This window comes from Bacillus sp. NEB1478 (genome assembly GCF_031582965.1).
Classification (GTDB): Bacteria; Bacillota; Bacilli; order Bacillales; family Fictibacillaceae; genus Fictibacillus.
This window is the reverse complement of the sequence record NZ_CP134049.1, coordinates 871,707-889,547: the sequence shown is the minus strand read 5'-3', so window position 1 is coordinate 889,547 and position 17,841 is coordinate 871,707. Positions and strand designations below refer to the sequence as shown.

At 38.3% G+C, this 17,841-nt stretch carries 19 protein-coding genes; 5 read left to right on the top strand and 14 right to left on the bottom strand.

Translation table 11 applies throughout. From position 1 onward, the window contains the following. Position 1: 1 nt before the first annotated feature. Genes RGB74_RS04190 through RGB74_RS04180 form a run of 3 tightly spaced genes read right to left on the bottom strand, consistent with a single transcriptional unit; the run spans position 2 to position 2,048 of the window. Positions 2-763, bottom strand: coding sequence for a DUF4931 domain-containing protein (locus RGB74_RS04190; protein WP_310761742.1), 762 nt, complete (start codon positions 761-763; stop codon positions 2-4). Between the two features lie 43 nt (positions 764-806). Beyond that, the gene (locus RGB74_RS04185; RefSeq protein ID WP_310761741.1) at positions 807-1,490 is read right to left on the bottom strand and encodes a hypothetical protein; all 684 of its coding nucleotides are present in this window, start codon (positions 1,488-1,490) and stop codon (positions 807-809) included. 6 nt (positions 1,491-1,496) lie between these two features. Continuing rightward, entirely contained in the window at positions 1,497-2,048 is a 552-nt protein-coding gene (locus RGB74_RS04180; RefSeq protein WP_310761740.1) for a sigma-70 family RNA polymerase sigma factor, read from the bottom strand. Between the two features lie 316 nt (positions 2,049-2,364). Between RGB74_RS04180 and RGB74_RS04175 the strand changes: the two genes are divergently transcribed. Further along, positions 2,365-3,666, top strand: coding sequence for a murein hydrolase activator EnvC family protein (locus RGB74_RS04175; protein ID WP_310761739.1), 1,302 nt, complete (start codon positions 2,365-2,367; stop codon positions 3,664-3,666). Positions 3,667-3,818: 152 nt separating this feature from the next. On the opposite strand, the gene RGB74_RS04170 is transcribed toward RGB74_RS04175, so the two are convergent. From RGB74_RS04170 to RGB74_RS04160, 3 genes are all read right to left on the bottom strand, one after another. Continuing rightward, the gene (locus RGB74_RS04170) at positions 3,819-4,595 is read right to left on the bottom strand and encodes a protein-glutamine gamma-glutamyltransferase (protein ID WP_310761738.1); all 777 of its coding nucleotides are present in this window, start codon (positions 4,593-4,595) and stop codon (positions 3,819-3,821) included. 63 nt (positions 4,596-4,658) lie between these two features. After that, entirely contained in the window at positions 4,659-5,687 is a 1,029-nt protein-coding gene (locus RGB74_RS04165; RefSeq protein ID WP_310761737.1) for an ABC transporter permease, read from the bottom strand. Beyond that, positions 5,684-6,538, bottom strand: a complete 855-nt coding sequence (locus RGB74_RS04160; RefSeq protein WP_310761736.1) for an ABC transporter permease subunit — start codon at positions 6,536-6,538, stop codon at positions 5,684-5,686. The genes RGB74_RS04165 and RGB74_RS04160 overlap by 4 nt, the downstream gene beginning before the upstream one ends. 133 nt (positions 6,539-6,671) lie before the next feature. Between RGB74_RS04160 and RGB74_RS04155 the strand changes: the two genes are divergently transcribed. Both RGB74_RS04155 and RGB74_RS04150 read left to right on the top strand, forming a co-directional pair. Then, positions 6,672-7,499 (top strand): hypothetical protein, encoded by an 828-nt coding sequence (locus tag RGB74_RS04155; RefSeq protein ID WP_310761735.1) that lies wholly within the window; start codon positions 6,672-6,674, stop codon positions 7,497-7,499. A gap of 178 nt (positions 7,500-7,677) precedes the next feature. Continuing rightward, positions 7,678-9,135, top strand: a complete 1,458-nt coding sequence (locus tag RGB74_RS04150; protein WP_310761734.1) for an NAD(P)/FAD-dependent oxidoreductase — start codon at positions 7,678-7,680, stop codon at positions 9,133-9,135. Between the two features lie 330 nt (positions 9,136-9,465). Here RGB74_RS04150 and brnQ read toward each other — a convergent pair whose 3' ends face one another. The 6 genes from brnQ to RGB74_RS04120 form a co-directional block, all read right to left on the bottom strand. After that, positions 9,466-10,776, bottom strand: coding sequence for a branched-chain amino acid transport system II carrier protein (brnQ, locus tag RGB74_RS04145; protein WP_310761733.1), 1,311 nt, complete (start codon positions 10,774-10,776; stop codon positions 9,466-9,468). Positions 10,777-10,973: 197 nt separating this feature from the next. Continuing rightward, positions 10,974-11,501 carry a YhcN/YlaJ family sporulation lipoprotein gene (locus tag RGB74_RS04140; RefSeq protein ID WP_310761732.1) on the bottom strand — a complete coding sequence of 176 codons (528 nt, stop codon included), beginning with the start codon at positions 11,499-11,501 and terminating at the stop codon, positions 10,974-10,976. Positions 11,502-11,623: 122 nt separating this feature from the next. Beyond that, positions 11,624-12,274, bottom strand: coding sequence for a DedA family protein (locus tag RGB74_RS04135; RefSeq protein WP_310761731.1), 651 nt, complete (start codon positions 12,272-12,274; stop codon positions 11,624-11,626). Positions 12,275-12,374: 100 nt separating this feature from the next. Further along, positions 12,375-12,881, bottom strand: coding sequence for a GNAT family N-acetyltransferase (locus tag RGB74_RS04130; RefSeq protein ID WP_310761730.1), 507 nt, complete (start codon positions 12,879-12,881; stop codon positions 12,375-12,377). Between the two features lie 52 nt (positions 12,882-12,933). Continuing rightward, positions 12,934-13,848, bottom strand: coding sequence for a Nif3-like dinuclear metal center hexameric protein (locus RGB74_RS04125; protein WP_310761729.1), 915 nt, complete (start codon positions 13,846-13,848; stop codon positions 12,934-12,936). Positions 13,849-13,860: 12 nt separating this feature from the next. Next, positions 13,861-14,277: a GNAT family N-acetyltransferase gene (locus RGB74_RS04120; RefSeq protein WP_310761728.1), complete on the bottom strand. Its 417-nt coding sequence runs from the start codon at positions 14,275-14,277 to the stop codon at positions 13,861-13,863. Between the two features lie 74 nt (positions 14,278-14,351). Here RGB74_RS04120 and RGB74_RS04115 point away from each other — a divergent pair, with 74 nt between their 5' ends. Beyond that, a complete protein-coding gene (locus RGB74_RS04115; protein ID WP_310761727.1) occupies positions 14,352-14,663 on the top strand; it encodes an MTH1187 family thiamine-binding protein in 312 nt (103 codons plus the stop codon). A gap of 138 nt (positions 14,664-14,801) precedes the next feature. On the opposite strand, the gene RGB74_RS04110 is transcribed toward RGB74_RS04115, so the two are convergent. Both RGB74_RS04110 and RGB74_RS04105 read right to left on the bottom strand, forming a co-directional pair. Beyond that, on the bottom strand, positions 14,802-16,370 hold the full coding sequence (locus tag RGB74_RS04110; RefSeq protein WP_310761726.1) for a flotillin lipid rafts scaffold protein FloT: 1,569 nt from the start codon (positions 16,368-16,370) through the stop codon (positions 14,802-14,804). Between the two features lie 15 nt (positions 16,371-16,385). Beyond that, complete coding sequence (locus RGB74_RS04105; protein ID WP_310761725.1) at positions 16,386-16,922, bottom strand: NfeD family protein; 537 nt, start codon at positions 16,920-16,922, stop codon at positions 16,386-16,388. Between the two features lie 234 nt (positions 16,923-17,156). Here RGB74_RS04105 and RGB74_RS04100 point away from each other — a divergent pair, with 234 nt between their 5' ends. Further along, a complete protein-coding gene (locus tag RGB74_RS04100) occupies positions 17,157-17,837 on the top strand; it encodes a DNA alkylation repair protein (RefSeq protein ID WP_310761724.1) in 681 nt (226 codons plus the stop codon). Positions 17,838-17,841 lie beyond the last annotated feature (4 nt).

Genomic DNA, 17,841 nt, shown 5'->3' with positions numbered 1-17,841 from the left:
GTTATGAATAATAGATATCTCTGATTTTTTGCGCAATCATATCCACGTTATTTGCTACTTGCTGTACACCGTACCCCATATAGAGCGGTGATGTAATATAACGAGGCATAATTTTGCAATACGTTTTTTCATGCTTTTGATAGAAGAACAAATTATAACTTGTGCTGTTCTTGCTAAAATGATGAAGTATAAAATGGGCGGCATTTTGAATACAATCTGCAAACAGTGAAAGTTCAGCATCATTTTCCCAGACGACATTCAGTTCATAAAACCCTACTCGTGGCTCAGTGGAAACGGTAAACCTTACTCCGGCTGCTTCCAATATTGGAATTCCTTCAAATTGGCTTTCTGAAAAATTATGCAGGCAATCCACTTCATTTAGTCCGATAATCTGCATATGCGGATGGCGAATCGTCCCGCCTGATAATGGTCCATGGTTTTTAAAAAACATAACCGACCGGTAATTTCCGCTATTCATCATCTGATGCCAATGCTTCAAACCAAAATTCAGAAGTCTGTATAAATGTTCTTTGGAATAAGATGACAACTCTCCTTCACATTCATCCGTCTCTATTAAAACGGTTTGAAATGCATGATCGAGCACCGTGTATTTGTTTTTCACAAGAATGATCGATCCCTCTTGATCAAGCACTTCTTCTAACTGATCAATGCGGCAAAATGGACATGGAGTTTCTTTGTTCCGTATGCTATTTGGTTTTTGTGCTCCTACACTTGTAAAGAAGGTAAGTTGTGTATGTTTCATATGACTCTCTCCGCTATGTTGGTTTCCTGCCTATTTTCTATACTTAATTCAAAATTCCTTTTTCATAAGGAACATCATCTGAAATTTTTTCCCACTTTAGTTTTCCATTCTGTGAGTCAATCGTGCCTACCCAGTCATAATTGAGTGCAATATTTAATCTTGCTGCCAGGCTCTGATCATTTGATGTTGTCGTATAGACTTTTACATTAACATAATTCCAGAGCTCGCCCAAATAACTTTGTGCTCCATAGGGCTCATTTAAAGTAAGATGCGATACTTCTTTTAAATAAGTTTTTGTTAAAGCGAACTGTTCATTCGCTGATAAATCATCTGGATAAACGAGATATACAGTTAACGTATCACCGCTCTGACTCGCTACCGTGCTTTGGATATTATGCTGAAGCCTCATATCGTGTCTTACTTTTGTTAAAATTGCATGATTTGCATATGGAACTTCTAGAGCCTCTTCTGCAGCTTTCTCAATATCTTTATTTGAAGTCTTCGGGAAATCCTGAATGAATTGAACAAATATAATGATGCATGCAACCCCGAGAGCTAAACTCAAACTTTGATGAAACCAGTGGTAAAACCAGCTTTTAGGCGCAGGCGGTCTATGGAGATCCCTTGCCTTTTGGAGAACTTGCTGCCTGTGTTCTTCTTTAAAAGTAATGGATTTAAGGCGTCCATGATTCAATATTTCCGGCAGTTGTTTTAATGGATCTTCCATGTTTCATCACCTCTTTTCCAGTTTTCGTTTTAGCATCTCTCGTCCCCGCTGAAGCAGAGTCCGGATTGTCGGTTCTTTTTTATAAAGAACTTCACTAATTTCCTGGACGGAAAGTTCTTTAAAATAATACAAAAGGATAACCTCTCTATATTTCAATGGGAGTTTCAGCACTTCATCAGCCAATGCTTCATGCTCACTTTTCTGCACGATTGTAAGTTCAGGTGATAAGGATGAGGAATGTTTTGACTTTCCAAACCGATCGATGACTTGAATATATTTTTTCCAGCCACTTCTTAAATAGTCCTTACAAAGATTGATGGTTATGGCATAAACCCATGTTTTTACAGAGGACTCATTTCGGAATCCTTCTTTATGTATAAAGCATTTTACAAACACTTCTTGAGCCAAATCTTCTGCCAGTTTACGGTCTTTGACATACGTATAAGCCAGCTTTATTACCTTATCCTGATAAAGGTCCATAATTTGAATGAGCCATTCATCTTGCGAAAGATTCTTCCATTCCGTTTCATGAACATTCATTTTTGAAAAGTGTTTCAAGTCCTCTCCTCCTTCCACTCTTACCTATTCAATTTTTAGACGGTTGATGATAAAAAAATGATTCACTTATTTTTCATGTAATATTTCTTATATTCAATAACCTACTTTTTTTTGTTAATCTACTAATCTAAATATACCACTTTAATTCCATTAAAATACATTTATTCCCTTCTGGCAGTCGAATTGTGTTTTTTATTGTAATAATTTGAAATATAAATGTAATATTATTTCGCGATAATTGACGTAAAAACAATGTTATAATCTTTTTTGTACTGTGAAATTGGTAACATTTACACTTTTAAGGAGGAGTACCATTTTGAAACGTAAGCTTGTCATGGCTACATTATCTCTTAGCCTAGCATTTCAAACATATACTACTTACTCTGCTTCGGCGGAATCATTGTCAGAAATAAAACAAAAGCAAGAACAAAATAAATCAGATCAAAACAAGAAAGAAAATGAACTTAACGAAAACCACGGTCAACAAGATACGACACTAGAACAGATTGAAGCGTTACAAAGTTCTATCCAGAAAACTGCACAAGATATTAACAACAAACAACGATCAATTGAACAAACAAAAGCGAATATCGAAAATCTAAAAAAAGAAATCAGCGTTCTTGAAAAGAGAATTGCTGAGCGAGACAAACTGCTTAAAGAACGAGTTACTTCGATGTATGAAAGCGGTGGAGCCGTTTCTTATCTAGATGTTTTATTAGGTTCTAAAGATTTCGGTGATTTTATTGAGCGTGTATTCGCTCTTAATGTGATCGCTGAACAAGATAAAACAATTCTTGAAGAACATAGAAAAGATAAAATGGCAGTAGAAGAGAAAAAAGGAAAAGTGGAAAGTGAACTTACTTCCCTCAGCCAGGAATTAAAGGAATTAGAAGGACTTAATCAGCAATTAAACAGCCAAAAGAAACAAAAAGATACATTGCTTGCTAGTTTAAAAGAAGAAGAGAATCATATTCATGAAGATATGATGAATCTTCAAGAACAAAATGAACTATTAGCTGCCCAAGAAGCAACGATCAAAGCAGAAATTGCTCGTGCAAAACGCGAAGAAGAAGAACGTAAAAAACGCGAAGCTGCTGCGGCCGCTGCTGCAGCGAAAGCAAAGGCAGAAGCAGAAGCAGCTGCAAGAGCCAAGAGCAGTAATTCTAGTTCATCACCAGCACCACGACCAGAACCCGCTCCTGCTCCTTCTTATAGCGGGCATCGCGATTTCATAAAGCCTACACAAGGAATTGTAACTTCTGAATTCGGAAACAGAAGCATGGGTATGCACGAGGGTATGGATATTTCAAAACACGGCAGCAATGTTCCAGTTGTAGCTTCAGCTTCCGGTACTGTTTCTAGATCTTACAAATCATCTAGTTACGGAAATGTTGTATTCCTTAGTTCATATATTAATGGACAATTATATACAACAGTCTACGCACATATGACAATGAGAACCGTAAGCTCCGGCCAAACCGTTTCTCAAGGTCAGCTGCTAGGCTACCAAGGTAATACAGGTCATTCTTTTGGTCAGCACTTGCACTTCGAATTGCATCGTGGAGAATGGAACCAAGCTAAATCAAACGCAATTAACCCTAGACCATATATTTACTAAACATTAAAAGACGCAGAGATCCTTTTCTCTGCGTCTTTTTTGCACAATAAGTACTATAAATTTAAACATGACTCAGTTAGCGACTGCTTTAAGCCGCTAGCATACGTACAGCTAAGGCTGACGCAGGAAGCTTTGGGTGAGCCAAGTTATCTTTACATGACTCCTCCGAGCAGCCGCCGTATAGGATGACGGGTGTATTCTGACATAAGCCGGTAATTCGGACGAATAATCTCCGGAATAAGATAAGCAGATACCGTTGCGCCAGGAAATCTCTTTTTGTTCAGCACATCAATAATTTCTGAATATGTCCCCGTACCGATACCATGGCCGAATACAGAACCGTTCCCAAGATCGATCACGTTTTCGCCTTGCCATTGCGGAGTTCTAGGATCATGTTCCGGATTTTTAATATATCTTACATCGCCAGGTATTGAAGAACCGGAGGGATATGCTGTAATCTGCATATCTTCGTCGTGTTCCGTACTGTAGAGAAGCAAGCCATTAAACAGTTGATTAAACATCCTCGACCCGATACTTTCTAGAACCGCTTTGTATAACATGATCATGATCGCGGTCGTACATTCAAATCCATATTTTTTGCCGTTTATAAAAATGTCTGTGACGGCATCAGATGGACGAACATCCGGCCGAAGTGAAAAACCGCCATATGCTGTACGTCTCCAATATGCTGGGTTACAGCGGGCATTAACAAACGTGGCAAAACCAGCACCGCTATCGCGTAAAGCATTTGCAGCAGAAACAGTGTTTGCGCGCACGACTGTTTCAAACAAAAACTGATGTGGACTTGTATAATAGAAAGATTCTCTTGATTCACCTAGCCTTCGTCCAATTTGTTTTTGGGCAGCAGTAAGCTGGTTAAAGCCAGGAATTTGAGCAGGTTCGACTGAATACCCATTAATAAAAATCAATTCTCTCCCCCCTGTCTGCACAGGATATTACATACTATGGCAGTATGAGAGAAGTGGTGTTTTTTATGCCCCTCTATTTTGGAGGAATGTAAATTTTAATTTAAAATTCATGGCTTTATTCCTGCCATCTTCAAATACCCTTTTCTTTTTAACACGAACGGCATTTCTCGTTTTCAAATACGCGCCAAACCCTTCCCCTAGAAGCTGAAAAGCGTAGATCGCAATGGCAAACATAATAATGGGACCTAATGCAATAAACGGTTTCGCCATAATGAGGTTATAATAATCGCCGACTAGACCCGACCATTCATTCGATATGGATGTTGGCGGATCTGCCATCATTGGATTATAGTCAACATCAGTACCACCGAAAAAGAGTTTAAAATAACCCAGATGCGCGAAGATGATCAGTACTTGCACGCATTGCTGACACCATACGATGATAAGCTTTGGCAGCAGATGCGGCATCACATGCTTCCGAAAGATTCTCCAGCGACTCGCTCCTAATACTTTCGCGCCTTCGATAAAATCTTCTTTTAGCGTTGATGCGAGCATGTTTCCGATCAGAGAACTTAATAACGGTACAACCAATATCGTCAAAATAAAGATCTCCAGCCCTACCCTCTCGGTAAATGAATAAATAAAATACTCTTTCTTCTCAGGTAATTTGAGCTGTTCTGTTAAAATCGGTGACAAAATAAAAATGGCGATGATGGTAAGCGGAATAAAATAAAAAGCATTTAATAACTGCTCAAGTCCATTTCTTACTCTCTCTGACAGATAAAATGTAACGGGTATGGCAACGAGCAATCCTGCAAAAACTCTCAAAAAACCAATTACAATTACACTGATCAGCGTATATTTTGCACCTTGTAAAACTTTCATAGAAATATCATACCCAAACATATCCGATCCGAGGGGAAACATGAGTGATGGCTCAAATGGGGCAGAATCAATCAATTCACCTGTATCATCATACAAATTAGTAACTTGCTTTATATGGCTGTCATAGAAGATTTCATGGATAAAACTAGCTGTAATCAAACCTGCAATAATGAAAAATCCTAGCCAAAATTTAAAATTCCTGATCATACTATCTCACCTCTTTTCGAAAATCTTAAAACGATCCATTCGAGCAAGGAATAGACAAGAAAGAAAGGAATGACGAGTAATATTAAACATGCCGCGAGCATTACCGGCCTGAAATCATGATACATATAATGGGTGATGCCATGAATGTTAAAGATAATTTCTACTAGCAGCAGGTTGGAAATCATAAACCAAAGAACTGATTTTGAAAAGTGAAAAATACCTTCACTCGTATTTCTCGTTACATGGACAATTAACACGTAAAGCCTCTTCATCCCTTTTGCGATTCCCATCTCCACATAGGGTTTTTCCATTTCATCCTCTGTTAGCAAGACCATCATTTTATAAAAATAAACAAACGGCAAGATCATTAAGCAAATAATCGGAACGGCATAAATTCGTTCTTCCCCAAGTGATGCTACATTGGAAAGAAGTACCCCAGTATGCTTATAAACATAAACGATGATCATTTGTGCGATTGCAAAAACTAAAAGATCAGGCATTGACTCGAGAAAGGTGAGAAAGTTTTTGATTCCTCTTCTCATAAATTGAGGAAGCATGGATGTGCCCCAAGTTAAAAGCTGTGCCAGACAAAAGGCGATGATTAAAGACACAAACAAGATCGTCAATGAATATAAATAGGGCTCAATAATATCCGGAAAGAACATCCTTTCTTTTCCCTGGTTAAAATAAGTCATTTTGTTGAAATGGATAACTTGCACAAAAACTTCTTTCACTTTTTCTATATAAGAAGAAAAGTCCTTTTTCATAAGCAAGTCCGGCAGTCCGCTAATTAATATAATAGAAATAATCGTTAGAACAAGCTGTATGATCAGCTTTTTTACAACTTTCATTTTGTCTCCCCCTCTTTCTTAATTATTTTGACGAATGACCTCTTTCATTTCATTCAGACTTTTTAATTTCACGGATAAAAACTTCAATTTAAAACCATATTAAGGAAGAGAAAACACGGAATCGAGGATTTAAATGCTAAAGAAATCAGCTATTGTGGCAGTACTCACTATTTGTTTTCTTTTCTTGTCCCAGCAACCATCACTTGCGAAAGAACCTTTAACTTATTTCCCTATTGCAAAAAAGGGAGAGATTCTAAAATGGAATGAAGTAAAAGAACTTCTTCCAAAAGGCTCTACTTTTAAAGTCATTGATCTTGAAACAGGCTTCTATTTTAACGTTCAAAGAAGAGCTGGTAATCGGCATGCTGATGTCCAGCCATTAACAAAGGACGACACTGCCGTTTTAAAGCACTTGTACAACGGTAAATGGAGCTGGAATCGGCGTGCTATTCTCATTCCTGTAAACGGAAGAATGCTCGCAGCCAGCATGCATGGAATGCCCCATGGGAGTGGGGCTTTACCGAATGGTTTTCCAGGACATTTTTGCATTCATTTCCTTGGCAGCTCTACTCACCGTTCACGAAATGTTGACCCTTCTCATCAGCTCATGATTTTAAAGGCCGGTGGACAACTCGAAAGATATGCATCAGGAGCAAGTGCCAAAGAAGTCGTTTCCATGTTTCTTGTTGGCATGAAGCAGCAAGATTATAAAATTGCGAGACCATCACTAACCGTGCAGATGCAGCATGACGAAAGAATCAAAGACCTATTCAAAGGTATAACGAGTATGCAATATGAAATAAAGAATAAGAGTCAGCGGTACCCACCGATCATAAGAACAGAAATAATAGCAAAAATTAACAGTTTTGATGAAAACGGAAAACACAACTTAACCTATTCCTTTTTGCTAGAAAGAAAATCAATGACAGAAGGCTGGAAAATCACAAATATCGAACGATAAACGCCTTAAGCAATGAACTTTTTGTGCTTAAGGCTTTTTCACGAGGTAATAAAACACGAATTATTAATTATATTTTTTGTTTAAACGTTCGTATTTTTATTGAAATTCAATTGTTTTTTTGTTATATTTACCAATGGAGAAAGAAAATAAGTTCGATTACGCTTCCAAGGGGGACATTATGAATACCCATTATGACGTTATTGTTGTTGGTGCAGGACCTGCTGGTATTTTTACGAGCTATGAATTAACGAGACAGCTTCCAGATGCTCAAGTTTTATTGATAGATAAAGGCCATGATATTTATGCCCGGTCTTGTCCAATATTGGAAAAGAAAATTCAAAAATGCCCTCCTGCAGCAGGAAGAAAAGAATTTGCAGGCTGCCTTCCCGCTTGTTCCATTACAAATGGTTTTGGCGGTGCAGGTGCATATTCAGACGGAAAATTTAATATTACGAGTGAATTCGGCGGATGGATGACAGATTATCTTTCAGAAGAAAAAGTCGTTGAATTGATTAAATATGTCGATGAAATCAACTTGGAACATGGAGCAACTGATTCGATTACAGATCCTTTGACACCCGAGGTAAAAGATATCGAGAAACGCGGATACGCTGCTGGACTAAAACTTTTACGCGCACAAGTCCGCCACCTCGGAACAGAACAAAATCTGCAAATCCTTAAAAGAATTTATGAGCATTTGAAAACAAAAATAGATATGAAATATAAAGCTGAAGTTGAAGATCTGATAACTGAACGTACAGAACAAGGTCATGCTGCAAAAGGAATTTTGTTAAAAGACGGTACTTCCATTACTGCCGAAAAGATAGTCATCGTTCCTGGTCGTGACGGATCTTCATGGCTAACGAAAATATTAAAGAAACGCCGAATTAAAATGACCGCAAATCAAGTAGATATCGGTGTTCGTGTGGAAACATCAAATATCGTGATGGAAGAAATCAATAAACATTTGTACGAAGGTAAATTTGTTTTCAATACTTCCGTCGGGACAAAAGTAAGAACCTTCTGCAGCAACCCTGCTGGCCATGTTGTTGTAGAAAACCATTCAGGCATCATGCTCGCAAACGGCCATGCTTACAAAGATCCTAAGCTTGGCAGTGAAAACACAAACTTCGCTCTTCTTGTGTCTCACCAATTTGCAGAACCTTTTGATCAGCCTACTGAATATGCACATGAAGTTTCCAAGCTTGCCAACCAGCTTTCAATGGGCGGACTTGTCGTGCAAAAATACGGCGACATCCTAAAAGGCAGACGTTCTACTGATAAGCGTATTAAAGAGGGGTTTTTGCGCCCTACACTTAAAGAAGCTGTACCTGGTGATCTCGGTCTGGTTCTGCCATATAATACGATGAAAAGTTTGATTGAAATGACCGAAGCACTCGATAAAGTTACACCAGGTATCGCATCAGAGCACACATTGTTTTACGGAGTTGAGGCAAAATTCTATTCCGCACGACCGAAGCTGGATGATCAGTTCGAATCCGAAATCAACGGTCTTTATGTAGGCGGAGATGGTGCAGGAATTACAAGAGGACTTGCTCAAGCAAGTGCATGCGGTGTTTGGATTGCAAGAAATGTAGCGGTGAAATTGAAAGAAAACATGCCTCTTATGGCTTAATATCAGATAAGACTGGTTCTAGAGCTAGTGTGATTACACACTTATCAAGAACCGGTTTTTTAGCTTTTAAGACTTATTTTTAGTAAAAATGAGCATTATTAATATCTAGAATAATGATTATCATGTATCCGGATTTTCTTTATTGGGTCTAATTTTAAAAAATTGAGTCTGTTTTGGTATGAATTGAGTCTGATTCGAAATGATTGAGTCTAATTTGGTATGAATTGAGTCTGATTTTAAAAAATTAAGTCTTTCTACACATTTCGACATCCTGCAACGAATAAAAAGACTCAAAAGGCGGCAAGCCCTTTGAGTCACATTCCTAAATGATTAGGTTGAAAAAATAACGATTCTTCCTTTTATGAGTGCGATAATAAATCCTGCTGCTGTACCGATCAATGCTGGGATCAGCCAGCCGATGCCTTCAGTATAAAGCGGAATGAAAGAATAAACCTTTTCAAGAGCTCCTAGGTCCAAGCCAAATGCTTTTAAACCATCAGCAATCGATATGAGAGCTGTCGCGATAATTGAGCAGATATATACTTCTTTACGGCCAGAAAATACATTATGGAAGAACGATAACAAGATGAGTACAATCGCAATTGGATAAATCGTCGTAAGCACTGGAACTGACACTTTGATCAATTGACTTAATCCTAGATTAGCAACACCGGCACTAAAGATGGATAAAATCAAAATAACACGGTTGTACGGAAGTTTTGGAAACATTTTTGATGCAAATTCTCCGCTCGCTGTTACCAACCCTACAGAAGTTGTTAAACAAGCTAGCGCAACAGCTAAGCCAAGCAATATATTTCCTGGCTGTCCAAACAATTGGTAAACAATGTTTGTTAAAATTTGTCCGCCATTTTCTGTTTTGCCGAGAACTTGGCTTGTTGATCCAAGGTAAGCTAGTATGCCATAAACACTTGCTAAACAAACTGCGGCAATGATACCTGCCTTAACAACCATTTTCGTGATTTGTTCTTTTTTCATACCTGGTTGTTTTACAGCTGTAATGACAACGATCCCGAAAGCGAGCGCTCCTAATGTATCCATTGTTAAGTAGCCGTCCATAAATCCTTTTACAAGGGGATTGCTTGAATACTCAGGCGTTGCAGTGCCTGCCTTGCCAATCGGTGTAAAAATGGCTTTCACTAAAATAGAAACGATTATAGCCAGCAATAGCGGTGTTAACACGTTCCCGATTCTGTCAACGAGCTTCGAAGGGTTTAGTGCTAGCCAATACGTAACCGCAAAAAATAAAACAGTAAACAGAAAAAGAGACAGCCCGCCTTCAAATCCTCTCGGTAAAAAAGGCAAAGCAGCCATTTCAAACGCAACTGTACCTGTTCTCGGAATTCCAAAGAACGGGCCGATTGCTAAATATAAAACAACAGCAAATCCAGCTCCGAAAAGAGGATTGACCCGTTCCGTCAGCTTTTCAAGTCCGCCGCCTGCGCGTGCTAATGCAATAACGCCTAATAAAGGAAGCCCTACTCCTGTTATAAAAAATCCGATCATAGATTTCCAAACCAGATCACCAGATGCTTGACCAAGTGCTGGCGGAAAAATTAAATTCCCTGCTCCAAAAAATAATGCAAACAACATCAATCCCACTGAGAGTGTTCTTTTATTCATGTTGTATAGTACCTCCTCTGTGGTAACGATAAGCTTCATTGTTATATAAACATAATCGAATTTTGTCGAATAGTTATATTTTACTTATGTATTTGTAACATGATTAAAGATTGGAGTCAATATTCAGATATAATGAATTTTCTAACAAATCTTAACATAAAAAGAACCGGGGTAGACCCACGGTTCTTTTTCTAACCTTAACGTTGTGTCGGGAATATTCTTTTTACAGTATCGTTAAATTCTTTGAAGAAACCAGAAACAGGATTACCTTTATTGATTTCGTCTGCATAGCCTCTCATTCGATCACCAAAGTCAGGGTTTGTGGATACAAACACATCATTAATATCAGGGTCTACGCTTTTCACTGCGTCTGAAATTTTCTTCTCAGTCTCTTTCGTAAGCTTCATGCTTTCTCCGCCTTCAAGCTTCGCAGCAACATATGCATTTTCATCTGTATTAATAACTGTTGCATCTTCTACTTCTTTTAAATCCGTAACTTTCTTAGCTGCTTCATCCGCTACATCCATGCGTGTATTTTCATTGATCGTTGGGTTATTGATGTTATTGTAACCCATGTCATTTGTACGGTTGTCGTAATTCACATTCGTCATGTTTTTACGGGATTCTTGACCAAGGTTGTTTTTACCTTTATTGTTCATGCCGCAAGCTCCAAGAACAGAAGTAAGCATTAGAGCCGTAGCCGTTACCATAATTAACTTTTTCATTACGATGACACTCCTTTAATTATTTTTTGACTGTCATCTTATAAAATTTGTACATTTGAGAGAAAATATACATGGGAGATCTGGTTATTTAAAAACAAAAAACGTCTCCCGAGGGAAACGTTTTATTTATACCAATTGTTTGAATAGGAACTTTTGTTTTTCGGTTTGAAAATAATCCACGCAATGACGCAAACAGCAAGTATAAGAAAAGCATAGATCCCAATTTTGTGGATGGTGTCCATCAAATAATACCAGCGGCCAGCAAGCTGATGGCCGATTAAAATAAAAGTGGTACACCAAAAGATCCCACCTGAATAAGCATAAATCGCAAATTTCTTGAAAGATAAAGAATACATACCTGCAAAATAAGCGGTTAAATGCCGGACTCCTGGAACAAAATAGCCTAAAAACAAAGCACTCTTGCCATATTTATTAAAAAAGTTTTGAGTTTTATTAATTTTTTCTTCTGATATGCCAATTTTAGGTCCTAATTTATACAATAAAGGTCTTCCGCATAACGTGCCGAAATAATAGCTTCCCGTAATTCCTGTTAGCGCTCCCAAAAAAGCACTCAAAACAGCAGGAACAACCGGCAAATCTCCAGTAAAAATAAAATAACCGATTGTAGCTAATAAAATTTCATCAGGAACAGGAAGCCCAATAATCCCTAATGCAAGTAAAAGGAATATCCCTAAATAGCTATATTGATAAATAATATTTATTAAGTCAACATGCATCTCGTCACCAACTTCTGTTTTTACACCTTCTACCATTGTAACGATAATATAGGGTATTTGGGAAGGGGAAATTATAATTTGGCTTCAAAATTAGCCTAACTTAATTTATGCAAGATGGGACGAGGCGGATACCTATTTAAATAAAGGATAATTTTGACCATGCATAACATTCTTCTAACAGCTCTTGTTGACCAATCGTAATAAGCTCTTCATCCGTTTTTTCAGCCCCTAATGATATGTATACCTGTTTTGATGGATTATCAGCGAGCACCCATACGACCATGCTTTCTTTGCCTTCGTTCTTTATTTTTTCAGCAAAAGCTTTTATTAATAGGGTGCCATACCCTTTTCGCTGAACTTCTTTTATCAAATACAAAGCGTATATTTCACTATCATACGGATGTTCAGAGCGTATTTTGCCTCCTGAAATAAACCCTGTCACTTTTTTATTGTCTTCAAGCACTAATACATGGTGCGTGGGATCTGCATAAATCCAATCCTTCCATCTACCAGTGCGTTCCGAGATGGACATGCTTTGCAAATAGCATTCCTTTACAAGACCTTTATATGAACTTTGCCAGCTTTTCACTTGAACTTCTGCAATGCTTGCTGCATCCTCTAAGACTGCTTGACGTATATTCACTCTTATTCCTACTTTCAGTTCAAATGTTTTGCAAACTAAAAATAGCTTAAAGTTACACCCACCATTTTTCTTGCGGGATTAGCGAAACGGGGATCTGAAATTGTTCTTCAAACCATTTCTTTAGTTGTGTTGCATGCACCAAGTATTCTGATGCAGCATGTGATACACCAATTAGACTCATCGATGTTTCCTTCAAATACTCTTTCATTTCTTTGTATTTTTTTCTGCCATAGTCGTTATCAATGTGACAATGAACTTCACCTGTAAGGTAAGCTTGTGCACCTAAATCTTCCGCATCTTTCATGGCATACACTTTGTCACCGCATCCTGCCGCAATTGCTATTTTCGTAATTTCAGAATGTTGCGGTCCTTCAACATCAGCATATGGGATTCCGAAGATTTCTTTTGACTTTTCAATGAGCGCTTCGGTTGAGATCGGAGGAATCTCGCAAATGACACCGCATGCTCCTTTCTCCTCTTTAAAAAACTCAGAAACGACTTTTGCTCCTATCGCTTCAGCAACTGCATCACTTGTGCTGATTGTTCTCGAATAATCCAGTGGAACGTGGAGTGTAAATACAGATAAGCTCTTTTCTTTCATCTGCTGGATAAGGTGAGGCTGGATAGGAACAAACCCTTTACCCCACTCCCCCCTTGGGTCTCCGCATTCCATTACGAGTGGATGATGCATGAATAATAGATCACCAGCTTCGCCTTCAGATATAAAGCGGGTTAAAACATCATCAGTTGGGAAAACGGCTAAAAATACACGTCCTACTTCTTCCACACCTTTTATCATTATCCCGTTAAACAACTGATTAAATTCCGGTTCAAATTGGTCCCGCCATGGATATTGAATCGGGTCATATACCATAGGGATAAAGCGGCTAAATGCCGGATCTGTCCCAATTTCTCGATAACGAAAGAGTTCATCGATAGCTTGATCGATCTTTTGTAGTTTTGCCATTTGATTATCTCCTTATATGGATTTGAAATAAATAGTCTCAGGATCGCCTTCGTCCAGATTTTCAATATAACCGCTTTTCTTGTAGCCGCATCTATTAAAAACGCTATGCATAGTTTCGTTTGATTGATTGGTAGATGAAAAAATTTTCTTAGTAGGTGAAAACTTCTCCATGCTCATTAAAAGTGCTTTTGCTAGACCTTTTCTTTGAAAAGAAGGCTTAATCATTAAAAGTGAAATAAAACAGCATTCAAAAAATTCCGTATGATAAATCAGGAAACCGGCAAGTTCTGATTGTTCATGAATAACTAGACATCTTTCTTGATGAACCCCTTTTTCGATTTGTTTTTTTCTTAGATTATGGCCTATCATTTCTTGATCTAGCTTGACTGCTTGCTGAATATCGTTCTGATTTGCTAACCTGATTTTCATTGATCTGTCCTTCTTCATGTTTTTGATATTGGATTTATGTTTGTTACAATAAAAAAAGAATAGGAGATGAAACTATGCCAATTGTAGACATTACTATTATTCCAATAGGAACTGAGACCCCAAGTGTCAGTTCTTATGTAGCTGAAGTGCAAAAGGTGCTTCAGCAAAACAAAGATAAAGTGAACTATCAGCTTACTCCGATGAGTACCTTGATCGAAGGAGAGCTTCCTGACCTTTTTGATGTGATCCAGCAGCTTCATGAAGTTCCCTTTACAAAAGGCATTCAACGTGTAGCCACGAACATCCGTATCGACGACCGCAGAGATAAAAAATCAACAATGGCAGGCAAGCTTCAAGCTGTTGAAGAGAAGTTAGACCAGAAATAAAGCAGATCGCTCTGTGGGTGCGCGTATTTCTCGTATGGCGCGCGTATTTTCAATTTACATCCGTAAATTGAAAAGTTTTTAGAAAAAAAGCTTACTCATCCCGGCGATTCCAAAGCCGTTTGAGTAAGCTTTCTTGTTTTATTCTCCTTTAGAAACGATTACTTCACTTTTTTCTTTCGTATTCTGTGCGTTTGGTTCTTTTTTCGAGAATTCGATACGCAGGTCGTCAATGCTTTGGCGAACGTTCCCTTTTCCAGAGAAGTTCTCAAGTAATTCTTTCATGTCGATGCCTGAAGAAGCTTTAAGTGTTTCTTGCAAGGATGACATTAAGTTCGTTGCATAACCAGTAATGCGGTTTGCTCCGCCGTTTTCTCCACCGCCGCCAGTGTCAACGACAGTAATTTTATCAATGTTCGATAAAGGTGCCGCAACTTGCTTCGCATATTCCGGAAGCATCTTGATCATCATATCCATCATGGCAGCCTGGCCGTATAATTCGAATGCTTCAGCGATCTTCTGTTTCGCTTCCGCCTCTGCGAGACCTTTTAAACGGATAACTTCTGCTTCAGTTTCCCCTTTTGCACGCTCAGCTTCTGCTCTTGAAAGACCTTCTAAACGAACTTTTTCAGCATCGGCTTTTGCCATTGCTTCTACACGATATTTATGAGCATCTGCTTCTGCCAGCTGTTTACGTTTTTCTGCTTCAGCTGCTTGCTCAACAGAGTATCTGTCTGCATCCGCTTTTTTCTTAACTTCTGAATCATACTGCTTTTCACGGCGCAAAATTTCTTTTTCTTCTAATTCGATTTGCTTTTGACGTTCGATGATTTTGATTTGCATTTGCTGTTCGGTTACTTCTTGTTTAGAGATCGCTTCTTCTAAATGGTAAGCTTGGTCAGCACGCGCTTTTGCGACATCTTGCTCGCGTCGGAATTCAGCAACTTTCAGCTGATTCATTTTTTCAGCCTCAGCTACTTCTGTTGCACGGCCTAACTCTGATTGTTTTGCTTCTTTATCTGCTTCAGCACGTTTGATGCGCGTTTCTTTTTCCGCTTCTGCCATTGCCATATCAGCATCCCGCTTAACTTGTGCGATTCGCGGTTTCCCTAGTGCATCCAGGTATCCGTTTTTATCACGCAGGTCTTTAATCGTAAATGAAACAATTACTAAGCCCATTTTTGCTAAGTCTTGAGAGGCAACACGCTGAACCTCTTGTGAGAATTTTTCACGATTCTTATAAATTTCTTCAACCGTCATCGAACCTAGAATAGAACGCAAATGACCTTCCAATACTTCGCGTGCTTCGTTTTCACGGTCTTCTTTTAATTTACCTAAAAATTGCTCAGCTGCGGTTGCAATTTCGCCGATTGAGCTTCCTACTTTTATGATCGCTGTTCCATCAGCCATTACTGGAACACCTTGCTCCGTATATACTTCAGGAGTTTGAACATCCAATTTGCTTGTCAATAAGCTTAGCGGTTTTGCTTGTTGGAAGACAGGAAGTACGAACGTTCCGCCTCCGCGAACGATCTTGATTTTATTACCTGATTCATCAATATTGACGTTGCGGCTGCCTAAAAAACTTCCTGTAACGATCAATGCTTCATCTGGGCTTGCTGTACGGTATTTTGTAATAAAAACACTGATAAGAGCAACTACTAAAAATACGGCGACACCAACTACAATGAATAACGGTGTAAATGACATTTAATTTCCCCCTGTTTAATGAATATAAGTTTGTACTGCTTGTTCATACGGCATTACAGTAACTACGCCTTTTTGAATGTCGATAATAAGAATTTTCATTCCTTGTGGGATTGGCTTATTATCTATACTTATTGCGGATTTCGAAATCCTTCCGCTGATGCCGTCAATTAAAATTTCTCCAAATCCATCGGACGGAACCGATGTAATAACGGTTCCAACTCTCCCCTTTAGATCTTCATCGTGATATCCAAGCGACTCCTCGGCTGTCCGGATCGGCATCAGTACAAAAACGTTCAGAAGCGTAACGAGAAGAAGTGAGAGCAAGCTGCTGAATACAAGAATGAATCCACTGTTAATACTCGTCATAATCTCCAATAAATACCCTGAGGCTGTAGTAATCGTAAAAAATGACAAAACGAGTGAAGGATGCAAGAAATCCAGTGCAACAGCATGCAGCATGTCGCCAAATAAAATATAAATAAATGTGATGCAGCCAAAAGCTATAAAACTAACTAAATAGATGCTAGACAGCGGATACCCAAACAGTTCCATATTCACATCTCCTATACTGCAGACTGTTTAGAACCAGTGAACTTTTTCTCTTCTGAACCTCCTTGTCGAATTAATTTAACCATAACAAAAACAAATAGAAATTTTTGTAAAAATTTGTCGACGTTTGAATAATTTCCAATATTGGTTTTATATGTAAATTTACGAATGGTTTCCTAAAAAGTTTCAGTTTGTTAACAACTTTTTGTATAATTTATGAAAAGGGGATGGAATATTATGTATACAGAGGATTTATGGTCATTTTTACATGCACGGGCAAACAAAGAGGATGCAGAACCCATGAAAAAATATATGCGCGATCAGTTCGAATTTTTTGGTCTCCGTTCTCCAATCATGAAAGAAAGTTTCAAAGAGTTTCTAAAAGAAAACGGACTTCCTTCACACGATGAACTAGGTAGCGTTTTGAAACAATTATGGAACCAGCCTGAGCGCGAGATGCAATATGCTGGATTAACATTGGCAGACAAATTAAAAAAACACATGACAAAAGAAGATATTTCTTGGATTGAACATATTATCGTAACGAAGAGCTGGTGGGATACGATTGATCATATCGCCAAAAATATAGCAGGTTATTATTTTATGAAGTTTCCTGAAGAAATTCATCCGGTAACCGAACGGTGGGTTGCTTCGAAAAACATTTGGCTCATGCGTTCTGCTATTTTGTTTCAGCTTGGATATAAAGATAAAACGGATAAGGAATTGCTGTCACACATTATTAAAGAAACGAAATATGACGGGGATTTCTTTATTCGAAAAGGAATCGGATGGGCATTAAGAGAGTATGCAAAAACAGATCCAGATTGGGTATGGGAATTTGTTCACGACGTTGAACTTAGTCCATTGTCATATAAGGAAGCCATTAAAAATATTAAAAAAACAAAGCAGCCGTCATAATGAG

Coding starts and splice junctions, on each gene's coding strand:
- RGB74_RS04190 (WP_310761742.1), bottom strand. CDS start 763: ATGAAACATACACAACTTACCTTCTTTACAAGTGTAGGAGCACAAAAA.
- RGB74_RS04185 (WP_310761741.1), bottom strand. CDS start 1,490: ATGGAAGATCCATTAAAACAACTGCCGGAAATATTGAATCATGGACGC.
- RGB74_RS04165 (WP_310761737.1), bottom strand. CDS start 5,687: ATGATCAGGAATTTTAAATTTTGGCTAGGATTTTTCATTATTGCAGGT.
- RGB74_RS04160 (WP_310761736.1), bottom strand. CDS start 6,538: ATGAAAGTTGTAAAAAAGCTGATCATACAGCTTGTTCTAACGATTATT.
- RGB74_RS04155 (WP_310761735.1), top strand. CDS start 6,672: ATGCTAAAGAAATCAGCTATTGTGGCAGTACTCACTATTTGTTTTCTT.
- RGB74_RS04150 (WP_310761734.1), top strand. CDS start 7,678: ATGAATACCCATTATGACGTTATTGTTGTTGGTGCAGGACCTGCTGGT.
- brnQ (WP_310761733.1), bottom strand. CDS start 10,776: ATGAATAAAAGAACACTCTCAGTGGGATTGATGTTGTTTGCATTATTT.
- RGB74_RS04140 (WP_310761732.1), bottom strand. CDS start 11,501: ATGAAAAAGTTAATTATGGTAACGGCTACGGCTCTAATGCTTACTTCT.
- RGB74_RS04135 (WP_310761731.1), bottom strand. CDS start 12,274: ATGGTAGAAGGTGTAAAAACAGAAGTTGGTGACGAGATGCATGTTGAC.
- RGB74_RS04125 (WP_310761729.1), bottom strand. CDS start 13,848: ATGGCAAAACTACAAAAGATCGATCAAGCTATCGATGAACTCTTTCGT.
- RGB74_RS04120 (WP_310761728.1), bottom strand. CDS start 14,277: ATGAAAATCAGGTTAGCAAATCAGAACGATATTCAGCAAGCAGTCAAG.
- RGB74_RS04115 (WP_310761727.1), top strand. CDS start 14,352: ATGCCAATTGTAGACATTACTATTATTCCAATAGGAACTGAGACCCCA.
- RGB74_RS04110 (WP_310761726.1), bottom strand. CDS start 16,370: ATGTCATTTACACCGTTATTCATTGTAGTTGGTGTCGCCGTATTTTTA.
- RGB74_RS04105 (WP_310761725.1), bottom strand. CDS start 16,922: ATGGAACTGTTTGGGTATCCGCTGTCTAGCATCTATTTAGTTAGTTTT.
- RGB74_RS04100 (WP_310761724.1), top strand. CDS start 17,157: ATGTATACAGAGGATTTATGGTCATTTTTACATGCACGGGCAAACAAA.